Source organism: Paenibacillus sp. PAMC 26794, assembly GCF_000316035.1.
Classification (GTDB): domain Bacteria; phylum Bacillota; class Bacilli; order Paenibacillales; family Paenibacillaceae; genus Paenibacillus.
In genome coordinates this window covers 1-15,364 of sequence record NZ_ANHX01000050.1, presented here as the reverse complement: position 1 = coordinate 15,364, position 15,364 = coordinate 1, and the positions used below count along the sequence as shown (strand labels likewise).

Genomic DNA, 15,364 nt, shown 5'->3' with positions numbered 1-15,364 from the left:
CAGGATACAGCGCACTTGCTTTCTCCAGACGCGCTAAGGTCCGCTCGGCATGCAGTAGCTTTGTGCAGACACGCTTTAGTTCGAATTATTGTGCTGTCCCTGATGTAACTGATAGTAGAATCCTTGTTGCTGCATCAACTCGTCATGGCTGCCCCGTTCAGCGATCTGTCCATCATCAATGACGAGAATCTGATCAGCTTCACGAATCGTGCTCAGCCTGTGGGCGATAACAAAGCTGGTACGGTCTTTCATTAAAGTGCGCATCGCTTCCTGGATCTTCATCTCTGTACGCGTATCGATGCTGCTTGTTGCTTCATCCAGAATAAGAATGGCCGGATCAGCCAGAATTGCCCGGGCAATGGTCAGCAGTTGTCGTTGTCCCTGACTCAGGTTGCTTCCCCCGGAAATGATGGGGGTATCGTAGCCCTGTGGCAGTTTGCGGATGAACGAATCTGCATTCGCCAGCACAGCCGCTTGCCTGATCTGTTCATCGGTTGCGTCCGGCTTGCCGTAGGCGAGATTGTCGCGAATGGTACCCGAGAACAGGTAGGCATCCTGAAGTACAATGCCGAGTTGCTGACGGAGTTGATCCTTCTCCAGTTCCGAGATATCACATCCATCGATCGTAATCCGTCCGCCTGTAATCTCGTAGAAACGGGGTAACAGGTTGATAATGGTCGTTTTACCTGCGCCGGTGGGTCCAACAAGTGCAATCATCTCACCAGGTTTTGCAGTAAAACTGACCTTCTTGAGAATGTCTCGCTCCGCACTGTACCCGAAGGAGACGTCTTCAAATACAACTTTGCCTTGAATCTGATCCAGTTGTTTCTTCTGTTCTTCCACATATTCACCAGGCGTATCCATGATGTGGAACACACGTTCAGCACCTGCGATTGCAGCCTGAATCAGATTGTATTGATTGGCGAGATCGTTGAGCGGCCGCTCGATCTGGCGGGAGTAAGCGAGAAAGCTGACAATCAGTCCGATGGACGTCAGATCATGATAAGCCATCCATCCACCTACAGAAGCCAGTATGGCAAACCCGATATTGTTCATCACGTTCATCGTAGGCCCAACCAAACCCGAAACAATCTGAGCCTGTGTGCTGGATGTGCGCAGTTTCTCATTCAGGTTCTGAAAATGTTGATGTGCCTGATCCTGACGGTTATAAGCCGCTACGACTTTTTGTCCAGCAATCGTTTCCTGAGCATACCCATTAAGCTCACCAAGTAATTTTTGCTGGGCGGTGAAGTGTTTACGTGTTCTTGACGCGATCAGGCGAGTGGCTATGGTAATCAAGGGTACAGTCACCAGACTGAGCAGGGTAAGCCGTACATCAAGTGCAAACATGATCGACAAGGAACCAACGAGCAGGATCGCACTGGACATCAATTGGGTTACGCTTTGGTTCAACGTTGTAGATACGTTATCGATATCATTGGTCGCCCGGCTCATCAGATCCCCGCTTTGATTTTTATCAAAAAAGTGGACAGGCAGCTCTTGTAGTCGGGAGAACAACGCATGTCGCAGATCTTTAACGGTCAGTTGGGACACACCAATCATGACATAGGATTGAGCCCACATCAGGAGTGAGCCAAAGACATACACACTCAGCAAGAGGAGACATTCCTTCAGTAAACCCGCTGTTACTTTTGGAACGATATGTTCGTTGACGGCGCGGCCGAGAAGATAAGGTCCTGCCAGATTGAGCAGTGTTCCAAGAGCGGTCAGCACTAATGCAGTAATGACTCCTTTGCGATGACGTCCCATATACGACCATACCCGAATCAGGGCATGGCGAGCATTTTTCGCTCTGACTTTGGGAACAGGTCCTCTTCCCGCTGGTCCGGGTCTTCCGATGGGAGGCACGACCGTTTGTTGTATGGAGGAAGATGCAGGTTTAGCCAAATTGAACATCCTCCTTCCGTTGCTGCGAATAATAGATCGCTTGATAGTGTGATGAATGAGCCATAAGGTCATCATGTGTGCCCCTGGCAACGATCTGTCCTTCATCAATAACATATATACAGTCTGCATCCTTTACGGAGGAGATTCGCTGTGCAATCAAAAAGGTCGTGCTGTCTTTCATCAAGGACTGCAAAGCCTTCTGAATGCTCGCTTCCGTACGCAGATCAACAGCACTGGTGCTATCATCCAGAATCAGTACTTCCGGTCGCATGAGCAGGGCGCGTGCAATGGATATACGCTGTTTCTGTCCACCGGACAGATTGACCCCGCGCTGGCCCAGTTCCGTGTCATACCCATCTTTCAGTTTCATAATAAAATCATCCGCTGCTGCAGCTTGTGCCGCAGCACGCAATTCAGCATCCGTTGCACCGGTCCGGCCGAAGCAAATGTTATCCCGGATGCTGCCGCTGAACAGAATGGATTCCTGGAGCACAATGGATACACGGCTGCGAAGATCCTGAAGATCCCAGTGGCGAACGTTCACTCCATTCACGAGCACTTCACCGTCCGAAGCATCATACAGACGGGGAATTAGCTGCACCAGCGAGGTTTTGCCTGAACCGGTTGAACCGATCAGAGCCACTTTCTCACCCGGGCGAGCCATCAGGTTAATTCCTGTAAGTGTATGGTCTCCGTCATAACGGAAAGAAACGTCTCTGAACTCCACTTGACCCGATGCGCGCGAAGGAAGGGGAGACGGTTGGTATGAGTTCTGATCACAGGTAGTCGGGGGTGACTGTACATTCCCGGAGTTGCCGGTTCCCGATTGAATACCCGGCTGTGTATGTAACACCTCGTTGATCCGTGCAGCAGATACCTTGGCGCGGGAGAAGCCCATCATCATCATGCCGATCGACGTGAGGGAAGAGAGTACAACCGTGACATAGTTGATAAAAGCAATCAGATCTCCAGCAGCAATATCGCCTCCGACTACCTGGAAACCTCCGAACCACAGCACCGCTACAATGGTAGCGTTCAGCATCAGGCTGAGCACGGGTGCATTCAGCGTTACAATACGCCAGGCTTTGACGGCGGTTGTAGTGTATTCTTCGTTGGATTGCTTGAACCGTTTTTTCTCCAGACGTGCACGTGCAAATGCCTTGACGACACGAATGCCGGCAAGATTCTCCTGAAGCACGGCGTTGACCTGATCAAGCTTGCTCTGAACGCTGGCAAACAGCGGATAGGAAGCTTTTATCAGAATAAATAAAATAATAAACAGAACCGGTACAGTCGCAATAAGAATCAAAGCCAGCTTCACACTGATCGTAAACGCCATGATAATACTACCGATGATCAGCATTGGTGAACGGATAAAAATCCGCAGCAGCATCTGTACAAAGGTCTGCATCTGGGTAATGTCACTGGTCAGACGAGTGATCAAAGATCCCTCCTGAAACGTATCCAGATTGCGGAAGGAGAAGGTTTGAATATGGTCAAACAACTCCTGGCGCAGATCCGTGCCGTATCCAACGGCAGCTTTGCTTGAATAAAGTGTACAGCCTGCGCCGCCCACCCAGCCGATTAACGCAACAAGTAACATGATCAGACCTGTAGTCACGATATGGGGCAGGTTCCCTGCAAGTACACCATCATCCACGATGCTGGACATCAGCTTGGGCTGGAGCAGGTCCATGGTTACCTCAAGTACCATGAGCAGCGGGGCAACGATTGCCGCCGACTTATACGGGGTCAAGAATCGTTTTAACGTCCACAATAGGGAATCACCTCAGTTTTAATTGCATAAGTGAATCAATTTCATAATACCTTTAGCTGCTTCAATCGCGAATCTGCATCACCTCAGGATTCACGCAGGTTTTGGAGCATACGCTGTGCAAGTGCAGACATGATCCGGGATTCTTCCGGTGTAAAATCTTTCTGGGCCTGCTGTTCCAACTCCTGAATCACTTCTCTCAATTCTTGTAGCGCAGAGCGCCCCTGATCCGTTAGGTATACTCGCAGACTGCGCAGATCCTTCGGGTCTGCTTCGCGTCTCACATAACCGGATGATTCCATACGCTTGAGCATCACGGTTACTGTTGCGGGACTGCGCTGAAGTTGTTCGGCCAAGTTTTTCTGGGATTGGCCATCCTCCCGTTCAAGCTGGAACAGCAAAGGGGGCTGCCCCGGATATAACTCGGGGTGGTTCACAAGTTTCTCATGAACCTTGTAACGTTTCAGTTTCACGAGTTCGGATAGCTGTCCCATTAACCGATCATTTTGGACTGGGTTCATATCATCTGCTCCATTTCTACCTTCATTCCATCTTCTCGGTACTGAAAAAAAGACTTTTTGAACACTTAATATTTAGTTAGTCGACTAAATAAATCTTAAGTTTGATTTGACATATCGTCAAGTGAATACAGATCATTTATTTAGGACTGGAAGTATTGACCTGACATAAAATGATGTGATAAATTGATATTATCTAATTGTTAATAACATAATGTTATTAACAGAATGGAGTTTGTATATTATGACTTACGAAGGTTCCTCTGGAGGAAAAACTCCCGATTACCGGGAGCATCAGGATCAGGTACATATCAGTGAACAACAGTTTCTGGAAACGTATAATGCTGGTGATTACGAACGTCCTTCCGTCACCGTGGACATGTTGGTCTTTACGATTCGCAGTGAAGCTCAGGAGAATTATCGCAAGCTCGCTGAACCCGAACTCCAGTTACTACTAATCCGGCGGGGTGGTCATCCCTATCTGGGCCAATGGGCGTTACCGGGCGGATTTGTCTCCATGCAGGAATCATTGGAAGATGCTGCTCGGCGGGAATTGTTGACGGAGACAGGGCTGGATGATATTTATCTGGAGCAACTGTACACCTGGGGAGATGTGGAGCGAGATCCGCGTACACGGGTCATCAGCTGTTCCTATATGGCGCTGGTCGATAGCAGCGAGCTGGAGCTTCAGGCTGGCGATGATGCCAGTGAGGCCCATTGGTTTCGGGTGGAGCAGCGGCTTCTGGAAGAGAAGCGCCATATCCATGAGCGTGGACGTGTGACAGAACGCAGATTGCAGTTGATTTTGACCAATGGAACAGAAGAGTTATCGGCAATTGTTGAGACAAAAGAAGCCATAGAAGGAAAAGTACGAAGCCATCGTTTGACGTTGGGTGAGGTTCAGGGGATTGCATTTGATCATGCCAAAATCATTCATTATGCGCTTGAACGTCTGCGATCCAAGATCGAGTACACGGATATTGCATTTAATCTGATGCCGGAGACGTTTACGCTGACTGCACTTCAGAAAGTACATGAGATCATCAGTGGCAAAAAACTGCTGGCTGCCGCTTTCCGGCGTAAAATCGCCGATTGGGTCATTGAGACGGGAGAGTATGCGAGCAGTGCCGGTCATCGACCATCACGTTTATACAGATTGAACCCAGAGAGGCAGACACCCTGAAAAGGGGAAGCATCAATGAAATAGGAGAAGTGATTCAAGCCATGGGCGGGATCGCTGCAACCATGAGGAACAAGTAAAGAGGGGATATGGATGGAAAAGTTTACGTTTTTCTGGCGGACTGTATCTCCGTTCTCACAGTGGCACCCGGCGGATTTTACCGTGAACGGGGTTCACTACACAAGTGCGGAGCAATACATGATGCACCAGAAAGCGCTTCTGTTTGGCGATCAGACCATCGCAGACAAGATTCTGAAGGCAAGCTCTGCTTCGGTACAAAAAAAGCTGGGCAGGCAGGTCGCAGGTTTCGACCAGACTTTATGGGAAACGGAATGCCAGCGCATTGTCTATGAAGGCAATTTGGCCAAATTTACACAAAACAAAGAACTGTTGACCGCACTGCGTGCCACCCATGGAACGACCCTTGTGGAAGCAAGTCCGGATGATCGTATCTGGGGTGTGGGACTAGCGGAGGAAGATCCGCGTATTCGGAATAGAAGAACATGGCGGGGAACCAACTGGCTGGGTGAGATTCTCACCCGTCTAAGAGAAGATATAGGAAGTGATTCAGATGAGTGATAAGCAACAGTATAAGAACAATAGCAGTAATAACAAGAACAGCAGCGGGCGTTACAACAACAGTAAACTCGATAGATCAACGGGTATTGCCGGCTCCAATCCACGTACCATGCGGGCCAGTATCGCACAGCAGACGCTGGCTATTCTGGAAGAAGGGCAATACGTCAATGGATATGAAAATAAGGTTGAGATTGGCACTGATGTGCAGCAAGCGATCAGTAATTCGGTATTATACCGTCCTTCGGAGCTTTCTGCACTCAGGGGAAAGTTCCGTACAGAAGCTCGCGCAGAAACTCATTCGGTAGCCTCATCAACTGAAGCAGAAGCTGTATCGGTTCGCATTGAGGTTACTGGCGAGACTACACTTGGAGCGGCTTCACGTTTGACGGTAGCTGAAGGAAGAGAAGATGTGGTCTGTCTGAACTTTGCATCGGCGAAAAATCCTGGCGGCGGTTTCCTTGGTGGAAGTCAGGCACAGGAAGAGAGTCTGGCCCGAGCGACAGGACTATACCCGTGCGTCGCCCAAATGGATGAAATGTACGAGTACAATCGCAAACAGCGATCGGGTCTCTATTCGAATTATATGATCTATTCTCCAGATGTTCCGGTGATCCGTGATGATGAAGACCGACTGCTGGATCAATATTATGTATCATCCTTCATCACTGCGCCAGCGGTGAATGCGGGGGTGGTGAAAGAGCGTGGAGAAGCTGATGATCTACAGATTGAGTCCGTGATGAAGGAACGCATCCGTTATATTCTGGACGTGGCTGCTACGAATGGTCATCGGACGATTGTTCTCGGTGCATATGGTTGTGGAGTATTTCGTAATGAACCGGCAGTGGTGGCGAAGTATTTTCATGATGTGTTAGTGGGAGAGGGATTTAAGGACTCCTTTGCACGAATTGTATTTGCTGTATATGATCGATCCGCAGGTCAGAGAACACTAAAGGCATTTCAACATTTTTTGACAGAGGGCTAATAAAAAAATATGGGATATAGATTGAATGAGAGCGCGTGAAAAGGAGATGAATGCATGCAGTTTCATGAGAGAGAACAGGATTTATTTGAACTGGGGGATGAGTACACGCTTGCACACTGCATATCAGCCGATGCAAGGATGGGCAAGGGCATTGCGGTACAGTTCCGGGAGCGATTTGGTTTGAAAAATCTTAAAGAGCAGGCCAAACAAGAGCCGCTTGAGATTGGACGATGTTATCCAGTAGGACGGACGATGAATCTGGTCACCAAGGCAAAGTCTCCAATAAGCCGACGTATCAATCGTTGACTAATGCGGTAGAATCCATGCGGGACGTATGTATGAAGGATGGCATTACGAAACTGGCTATGCCCCGAATAGGATGCGGGTTGGACAGGCTAAAGTGGGAGAAAGTCAGTCCGATTATCCAGGAGGCTTTTGCCGATACGGATGTTGAGATCATTGTCTGTACACTTTGAGCGCACTTGGTGGAAGAGGATGGACTGCAACTTGCTGGCAGACCCAAAGCAAAAAACCTCAGCTTTGAGGGGAATAGAGTGTAAGTATGATTCATACAAACGCTGTTCCGATTTCAAAGTGAGGTTTTTTGTTGTTTTTATAGTTGATGGGTATCAGATGTATCGGACACTTTATTTTTTGGAGAACATTTCTTTGGCTTCATCCATGGCCATTTTATTACCGATCGATGAGTAATCGAGCCAAGGTTGTGCACCAATCGGGTAGACATGACCGGCTTTGACTGCTTTCAGACCTTGCCAGATCGGATTGTTTTGCAGCTCCTTGAACATGGTTTGGGCTTCATCATCCGAATTCACAACCACAAAGATCGCATCTGCATCATAGTCCGGCAATATTTCACGGGAGACGACTTGATACGGTTTAGTCGAATCGATATCTGTGATCCCTTTGGCAGGAGTCAGACCGAGATCCTCATACAAAATGGGACCCATGGGACGGCGTGTACTGAATACACGCAATTCTTTGGCAGTAACACGGATCGCCATCACAGTTCCATCACCAATCGTGTCATGAATCAGAGATTTCACTTCTTCCGTTTCGGTCGCATAGTCCTGAATATATTGCTCGGCTTCCTTCTCGCGATTCACGAGTTTGCCAATGTCTTTCAGATGGTCGCGCCATGTACCGTCATCCAGATTGAAGACATGCACCGGAGCAATTTTTTCGAATTTGGCAATATCACCACCGGAGAATTCTTCGTCCAGATAGATCACATCCGGTTTCAGGGCAAGCAAAGCTTCTATATCCGGGTCTTTAACCGGACCAAGTGGCGTTGTATTTTGAAGTTGATCAGCAACATGGGACAGGAAGCCTTTGGCTTCGCCACCGATAACGGAACCAACCGGAGTAATGCCAAGAGAGAGCAGATCATTGGTCAAGTGGATCGACATGGAGGCAATACGTTGCTCTCCCGAATTTGCACTGTTGTCTTGATTCTTGGTTGAAGTATCCGTAGAAGAACCACCAGAAGCAGATGATGAATTATTGGTCGTTCCACAGGCTGCAAGCACAAGCACCAGACAGATACTCATGACAAGCATAAGATTTTTCTTTAACATGGGTAATCACATTCTCCTTGAACATCTCTTGGATGTCTTAATTGTTTTTTTTGAAAAAAAGATCACTTGCTTCGTACTAACAGGTACAAAAAGTAAGGTGCACCAATCGCAGCAACCACCACGCCTGCCGGAATGGCATTAGGCTGAAAGATGGTTCGCCCGATCGTATCAGCGGTCACCAGAATAACCATACCGATGAGCCCGGCAGCAGGGATCAGATGCCGATGCATCGGACCGACAAGTCTGCGTGCCAGATGCGGCGCCGCCAGACCGATAAAGCCGATTCCACCAGCCATCGATACACTAACGGCAGACAAAGCCACGGCACAGAGCAGCAAAATAATACGCTGGGATCGGACAGGCGTCCCAATACTGGTTGCGGCAGCATCTCCAAGATTGAAGGCATCGAGCGTTTTGGATCGACTCCAAATGTACGAGATACATAACACCACCCAAGGAAGCAACGCTTGCACATGAATCCAATCCCGGCCCCAGACGCTTCCAGCGAGCCAGCGTGCGGCAAAGGAATAGGTGTCTTCATCCAAACGCAGGGATAGGTAGAGTGTCAACGCATGGAACCCAGCCGCTACCGCGATTCCCACCAGAATCAGCTTAATGGGTGATACGCCGTTGTGCCGATCATAAGATAACAGCATGATGATCAGGGCGGCGGCCACACTGCCTGCAAAAGCAAACAACGGAATCAGCAAGGCCACAGAGCCATCCATCGTAAAGGAGAGACTAACAAACACCATTAGTCCAAATGCAGCCCCGGCATGTAATCCCAGAATGCCCGGGTCCGCCAATGGATTGCGGGTGATCCCTTGCAGGGCGGCTCCGGCAATACCAAGTCCTGCTCCGGCCAGTACAGTGACCAGAATGCGTGGCAGTCGGTAATCGAACAATACGATCTGATCATCCGAACTGCCATTACCAAGCAAAGTCTGTAACACAGCCGCTGGGGAGAGACGAATGGTTCCCGTGTTCAGGCTGATCACAATAACGGCAATGGCGATGCAGACCAGCGTGATACTGACGACGATCGAACGTTTACCTCGTGAAGGTGTATTAAAATTCATCGCTACAAGGCCCTCCTTTCTTTACGGGCCAGATAGAGGAAGAACGGTACACCGACAAAAGCGACCATAATGCCTACCGCGAGCTCCTCGGGCGGGTTCACGATGCGTGAGCCCAGATCGGCGAGCACCAGTAATATCGCTCCAAGTAGAGAAGACATCGGAATGATGAGTCGATAATCCACACCCACCAGTTTGCGGGAGATATGAGGGATGACAAGTCCGACAAATCCAATCGAGCCTACTGCCGACACGGACACACCAGCCAGCACAACAACCGCTGCGAGGGCGAGAAACCTCGTCCAGCGCAAGTTGATCCCGAGATTAATCGCTACTTCTTCACCGAGTGACATAAGCGATACACGCCGGGCGAGTGGCATAATGAGTACTAGTGTGGCGAGCAGCACGGGAAGAATCAGCTTGAGATGCCGCCATTCTATTCCGCCAAAACCTCCCGCATACCAGAAGGCCAGATCCTGACTCAGGTCAAAATAAATGGCAACGCCTGTGCTGAGCGAGGTTAACATGGCTGCAATAACGGCTCCGGCAACGGTCAGTCTGATGGAATTCAGACCACCAGGTGCTGCCATTCCAAGCATGAAGATAAGCAGTGTGCCGAGAACAGCCCCCACGAATGATAAAAACATAATCCAGCCGTATGGTAGTCCGGGCCAAAAGGCAAAGCTCAGTGCTACGACAAAAGTGGCTCCAGCATTAATGCCCAGAATGCCCGTGTCTGCCAGCGGATTACGCGTAATGCCTTGCATTAAAGCTCCTGCAACAGCAAAGGCAGCGCCGATAATAACCGCGGCAAGGACACGAGGCAGCCGCAGCTCATGAATAATCTGATGTGGTGTCAACGCTGGGTTGTACTGAAATATGGCAGCCCATACGGTTTCCAGAGTTAGCCCTTTGGCACCTAACGAGATTGCGACAAACATACTTAGCAGCAGTATGGCTATGGCAGACAAAAACGTCAGCCCAACGGTCACTGCAGATTTTCTTAAATTAGACGGACGATGTGGCAGTCCCGGATGTTGAATACGGGTCACTCCTTTGGTACCAACAACGTATTTCATTGTTATTGATTATCATTATCAATTAGTGATCATTATAGAATCTTAATTCAGGCCCGTACATGGCATAAATTAAGATTCTGGAGATGGACATTTTTTAGATTACAAAAGTGAAGGTTTGTTCGTCAACATAGAGAGCGCTTCATCGAGCTGGATGTTGATGGAATATGGAGCATATACGACCCATGAATTCCAGTCGATGAGATGTACACGTCCGTTTTTTACCGCAGGATGGCTGTTCCACAGTGGATTTGAAGCCATCTCTTTCAACAGTGTTGCCTTTTCATGCATAGAATTAATCGCCAGTACCAGCACATCTGCCTCCAGTCCGTCCCATTCTCCTGGTGTAAAGGGAAGCCAATTGAATCCAACGCCGGGAGATTTGCCAACCAGTTCGGTCTGAATGCGCTGAGGAGCGGCCAATTGCAAGGTTCGATAAAAGACATGTCCAAAGTTCCGATGGCTATACATCCGTGGACCTTTAGGCGTTAACGTGCCAACGGCAACGGTGATGTCCCCGACGAATCCCTTGATTTTTTTGCGTGCACGCTCTGCCTTGCGTTCATGTCGATCCAGCCAATCTCTGGCTGCTTGGGTACGATCCACAATGGATGCAATCTGATGCAGATGACCGAATACGTCTGTCTGGTTCCAGGGAATCGTGATGATGGGCGCGACATCGCCAATATGCTCCATCGCTTTGGCAGCTGCATTGTCCTTGGTCAGAATCAATTCAGGATTCACATCAAGGAAAGCCTGACGTCCCTGTTCCCAAGGTTCATAGGCGTGGAAGGGCAGCGTCAGCGATTTGGGCATATGAGGAAGATGGCCTTGGATCTGAGCTGCGCATGGCGTGATACCAAGTGTCATCAGGTGGTCCGTGTATGGATAGGAGAGCGACACGATATTTCGGTGGACCTGCTTCGAATAGGAAGTTGGCGCATAACCGGCATGGTTTCGGAAACGTCGGCTGAAATAAAATTCGTCACGGTAACCCACTTCACGAGCTACATCACGGATACGCAGATCTGAAGTAAGCAGCAATTCCTTGGCTCGGTTCATACGCAGATGAGTGATGTACTCAATCGGATTTTTCTGCATGCGGCTCTTGAATAGCTGCGAGTAATAGGACGGGTGCATGTCAGCCAGTTCAGCCAGCTTCTCCAGCTTGATCTCGTGCATATAGTTTTCGCGCATGTATTGCAGGGTGGACCTGAGCCACTGTTCGGGTTCATCCTGCCCAGCCCCCACGTCAGTCTGGTCTTCTTGAGGCCAGAGCATATGTAACAGTTCCGTCAGGAAGAGCTGTGCTTTCAAGCCCCTTTCCAAACCTTCATTGCTTAATTGTGTAAGCTGTGCGGCAATGCGCTGTATACCGTAAAATGGGCCCTGAATCCAGCCTGTAACAGGTGAACTGAGCTCACGTTCGTAGATTCGTCTGGCTTTTGTTTTCTCCGTAGCCCGATACATATCAAAGTGAATGATATACAGTTCAATATCATGGTCTTCATCACTAATCAGTTCAATTGCAGTTCCTGGTGTGCACAGATAAGCGGATTTGCGAACCACGTGAGATTCGGTCCTGTTCATGATCAGTTGGCCTGTGAATTTGTGCATGTATATGAAGGTATGATGAGCTAGCTCAGTTGTGGACCAGCGCCATTTCCCACGGGTTATAATATGTTCTGCCTGACGAAGTTCGATCAGGGTATCATTCAAGAATGCATCCAGGTCTGCTCGGGTTGAGGATTCCTTTTCTGAATTTGGACTTGTCTGCTGGTGCAACGTGTGTGGATTCATGCCGCTGTGGGCGGTACCGGGGATGATAGTCATGGTGCTATGCGACCTCCTCTCTTATGAACAGTTTTAGGTAATAATTGAATCTGGAACGTACCCTATTTTCTCGGACCTGAGCGTCTTTCTTGAATGTCTCATCTATTGATACGCTTTGCATGATGTTATGATTACTGACTGTCTTGTCAAAAGCGCGTTTGCAGTATAGTCAGATGTTTTATGAATAGCACAGGGTATATGATCCCGTTATCAGATGTGATCGATAGTTTAACCAGATTGTCGCTAGTTACAAGCATGCTAAGGGACAAGACCTCTTGGCCCTAGTCTGCTGATAATCTTAGCAAATCTACTGGAGAATTGAAATGTACACAGATATGTTCGAGGCCCTGATGAGCTTGAAGTCTATTGAAAGCACATAATCGAAATCGTTTTCTGACGTAAGTGTTTCTTTTTGGTAAAATAAAGGGGATAACATGTTGGCCTGATCTGAATCATGAACCTTTTCAACTCAAATTGCAGTAGGGAGGCTTTAATATGACAGAAGTAGTGGGACGGGACAAAGTACGCTGGGGCATTATGGGCACGGGATGGATTGCATCCCAGTTCGCAAGGGATCTGGAGCATGCCGGGAACGCAGTGAAGGCAGCGGTAGGTTCACGGACAGCGGGAAGTGCGGAGAAGTTTGCAGCTGAATATGGTTTTGCACGCGCTTACGGCTCGTATGATGAGATGCTGCAAGATCCTGAGGTAGATATTATCTATGTGGCAACACCGCATCCTGTACATAAGGAGAATGTAATGGCTTGTCTGGAGGCAGGCAAGGCGGTTCTCTGTGAAAAGCCGTTTACCATGAATACGCGTCAGTTGGAGCAACTGGTGGAGACGGCACGGGAGCGTAACCTTTTCCTGATGGAAGGGATGTGGACACGCTTTTTGCCACCGATCGCTCAAGCCAGAGCATGGATTGCAGAAGGACGAATTGGTGAAGTACGTTTGCTCCAGGCAGACTTTGGATTCCGTGTCGGCTGGGAGCCGGAAGGTAGGTTGCTTAATCCGGATCTGGGTGGGGGAGCTTTGCTGGATGCAGGGGTGTACCCGATTTCTTTTGCATCGATGATCTTTGGCGAGCAGCCCCAGCATGTGTGGAGCACAGCGAACATCGGAGCGACAGGTGTGGATGAGCAGTTTTCGGTTTTATTGTCCTATTCTGAGGGGCGTTCTGCATCACTGAGTGCTGCCATTCGTCTGAACCTCAGCAATGAAGCGGTCATATACGGTACGGAAGGCAAGATTCGTCTACCTTTATTCCTGGCGGGCAAAGAAGCCTATCTGCATGTGAATGGTCAGGACGAGCCTGAGAAGTTCACGGATGATCGAACGTGCATTGGTTATGCTTTTGAGGCAGAAGAAGCGGGACGTTGTATCTTAGAAGGTCGGACGGAGAGCCATACCATCAAACTGGATGAATCCCTGGAAATCATGAAGCTGATGGACACGATTCGGGGCCAGTGGGGATTGCGTTACAAATCGGAGTAAACAGACAGGAGCTGACGTGTGATAGTGAAGATTCTGATATCCGGGTTTGAACCTTTTGGCGGGGATGCGGTGAATCCGACGGGGGCATTAATGGATGCTCTTGCAAACGAAGTGATCGAGGGTGCTGAGCTAAAAACAGTACTGTTGCCCGTGCACTTCGATGAATGTGCAGACCTGCTGATCGCAGAGATGGAAGCCTATCGGCCAGATGTGGTCATCGCCTGTGGGTTGGCCAAGGGCAGAACGTCCATCACACCGGAGCGGATTGCCGTTAATGTCAAAGACATTCCGCCTGGCTCCTACGCGGATAACCAGGGGCAAAGCCCGGTGGATGAGCCAATTGTAGATGGCAGCCCGGACGGCCTATTTTCCACCTTGCCCATACGTGCCATGGTGGATGACATGTCCGCAGCAGGTATTCCCGCTACCGTGTCCAATACAGCAGGTACATATATCTGCAACAACACGATGTACCGGGTTCTGGATCACATTCGAGTAGGGCAACTTCCGATCCGTGCGGGATTTGTACATTTTCCCGCCTCCACAGAGATGGCGGTGTTGCAGCCTTCCGTTCCGTCGCTGCCTATTCCCATGATGCTGGATGCTCTGCGGATCATGATTCGCACGGTTGTGGCTGATTCGTAGGAGACAGTTGCGATCGTTCGGCTGCGGTTGCAGCAGATCGTAGGTGACGGTTGGATTTGTAGACCGCAGTTGTGAGAGGGAGAGCAGTGGGGTGGGAGGATGAAGTAGAGTAGGGTTCAAGATGACGTGGAGAGTGTGGAGTTGCATGGGGTTCCTTCCGCTTCGATCTTGGGTTGAGTAAAGTGATAGATATGAGTATAAATATGAAGTTGAATATAGAGTTAAAAAAAAGAGCTGTCCCATCGTCATGATTCTGACGTTAGGGACGGCTCTTTCTATGTCGTGTGCCATGTGTGTTGTAGTCCAACATGGTTAGTGAGTTCACTAGTTTGCAGCAAAGTATCTTGTTGAAAGTTTTTTGCCTAGGTGAAAATTAGACTCTAAAACCACAAACCGCAAACCGCAAACCGCAAACCGCCAATTCGAAACCCGAAACCCGGTAAGGCTTATACAATCTTGCTGGAAAGTAGGGATTCAGCGAAATAGGTGCGGGGGAGTTTAAAGGACAGACTCCGATTCGTGCCCTCCTGAATACGACCTTTATTAACCGGAAGTAACCAAGCTCTAAAAAACAAGACGCTATGAAACCGCCATCACCCTGGCTAGCTAAAAAGTTTGTATCCACGAAAACCCCGAATAGGCTTCTACGAAGCTTGCTCCTCAGAACGCCTTGGAACGGACTCTAACGAAGCCAGCACATG

General features: G+C 49.1%; 14 protein-coding genes. 7 read left to right on the top strand and 7 right to left on the bottom strand.

The annotated features are described in order from the left end of the window. Positions 1-75: 75 nt before the first annotated feature. From D829_RS0118050 to D829_RS0118040, 3 genes are all read right to left on the bottom strand, one after another. Positions 76-1,770, bottom strand: coding sequence for an ABC transporter ATP-binding protein (locus D829_RS0118050; protein ID WP_241230793.1), 1,695 nt, complete (start codon positions 1,768-1,770; stop codon positions 76-78). A gap of 130 nt (positions 1,771-1,900) precedes the next feature. Beyond that, positions 1,901-3,685, bottom strand: coding sequence for an ABC transporter ATP-binding protein (locus tag D829_RS0118045; protein ID WP_017690322.1), 1,785 nt, complete (start codon positions 3,683-3,685; stop codon positions 1,901-1,903). Between the two features lie 83 nt (positions 3,686-3,768). Further along, entirely contained in the window at positions 3,769-4,203 is a 435-nt protein-coding gene (locus D829_RS0118040) for a MarR family transcriptional regulator (protein ID WP_017690321.1), read from the bottom strand. Positions 4,204-4,444: 241 nt separating this feature from the next. On the opposite strand from D829_RS0118040, the gene D829_RS0118035 reads away from it, so the two are divergent. From D829_RS0118035 to D829_RS34070, 5 genes are all read left to right on the top strand, one after another. Next, the gene (locus tag D829_RS0118035) at positions 4,445-5,383 is read left to right on the top strand and encodes an NUDIX domain-containing protein (protein WP_017690320.1); all 939 of its coding nucleotides are present in this window, start codon (positions 4,445-4,447) and stop codon (positions 5,381-5,383) included. 90 nt (positions 5,384-5,473) lie between these two features. Continuing rightward, complete coding sequence (locus D829_RS0118030; RefSeq protein ID WP_017690319.1) at positions 5,474-5,959, top strand: NADAR family protein; 486 nt, start codon at positions 5,474-5,476, stop codon at positions 5,957-5,959. A gap of 109 nt (positions 5,960-6,068) precedes the next feature. Next, complete coding sequence (locus tag D829_RS0118025) at positions 6,069-6,941, top strand: TIGR02452 family protein (protein WP_036661502.1); 873 nt, start codon at positions 6,069-6,071, stop codon at positions 6,939-6,941. 54 nt (positions 6,942-6,995) lie between these two features. After that, positions 6,996-7,247 carry a hypothetical protein gene (locus D829_RS34075; RefSeq protein ID WP_017690317.1) on the top strand — a complete coding sequence of 84 codons (252 nt, stop codon included), beginning with the start codon at positions 6,996-6,998 and terminating at the stop codon, positions 7,245-7,247. 17 nt (positions 7,248-7,264) lie between these two features. Further along, positions 7,265-7,417, top strand: a complete 153-nt coding sequence (locus D829_RS34070; RefSeq protein ID WP_241230791.1) for a hypothetical protein — start codon at positions 7,265-7,267, stop codon at positions 7,415-7,417. Between the two features lie 171 nt (positions 7,418-7,588). Here the strand turns inward: D829_RS34070 and D829_RS0118015 are convergent, their stop codons facing one another. The 4 genes from D829_RS0118015 to D829_RS0118000 all read right to left on the bottom strand — a co-directional run bounded on the left by D829_RS0118015 (position 7,589) and on the right by D829_RS0118000 (position 12,521). Further along, complete coding sequence (locus tag D829_RS0118015; protein ID WP_017690315.1) at positions 7,589-8,536, bottom strand: iron-hydroxamate ABC transporter substrate-binding protein; 948 nt, start codon at positions 8,534-8,536, stop codon at positions 7,589-7,591. A gap of 62 nt (positions 8,537-8,598) precedes the next feature. Continuing rightward, positions 8,599-9,615, bottom strand: a complete 1,017-nt coding sequence (locus D829_RS0118010; RefSeq protein ID WP_017690314.1) for an iron ABC transporter permease — start codon at positions 9,613-9,615, stop codon at positions 8,599-8,601. Between the two features lie 2 nt (positions 9,616-9,617). Then, entirely contained in the window at positions 9,618-10,691 is a 1,074-nt protein-coding gene (locus tag D829_RS0118005; RefSeq protein WP_017690313.1) for an iron ABC transporter permease, read from the bottom strand. A 99-nt stretch (positions 10,692-10,790) separates the two neighbouring features. Further along, positions 10,791-12,521, bottom strand: coding sequence for an AraC family transcriptional regulator (locus tag D829_RS0118000; RefSeq protein ID WP_017690312.1), 1,731 nt, complete (start codon positions 12,519-12,521; stop codon positions 10,791-10,793). A gap of 495 nt (positions 12,522-13,016) precedes the next feature. Here D829_RS0118000 and D829_RS0117995 point away from each other — a divergent pair, with 495 nt between their 5' ends. After that, positions 13,017-14,018: a Gfo/Idh/MocA family oxidoreductase gene (locus D829_RS0117995; RefSeq protein WP_017690311.1), complete on the top strand. Its 1,002-nt coding sequence runs from the start codon at positions 13,017-13,019 to the stop codon at positions 14,016-14,018. 18 nt (positions 14,019-14,036) lie between these two features. Continuing rightward, entirely contained in the window at positions 14,037-14,663 is a 627-nt protein-coding gene (locus D829_RS0117990; protein ID WP_346773281.1) for a pyroglutamyl-peptidase I, read from the top strand. Positions 14,664-15,364 lie beyond the last annotated feature (701 nt).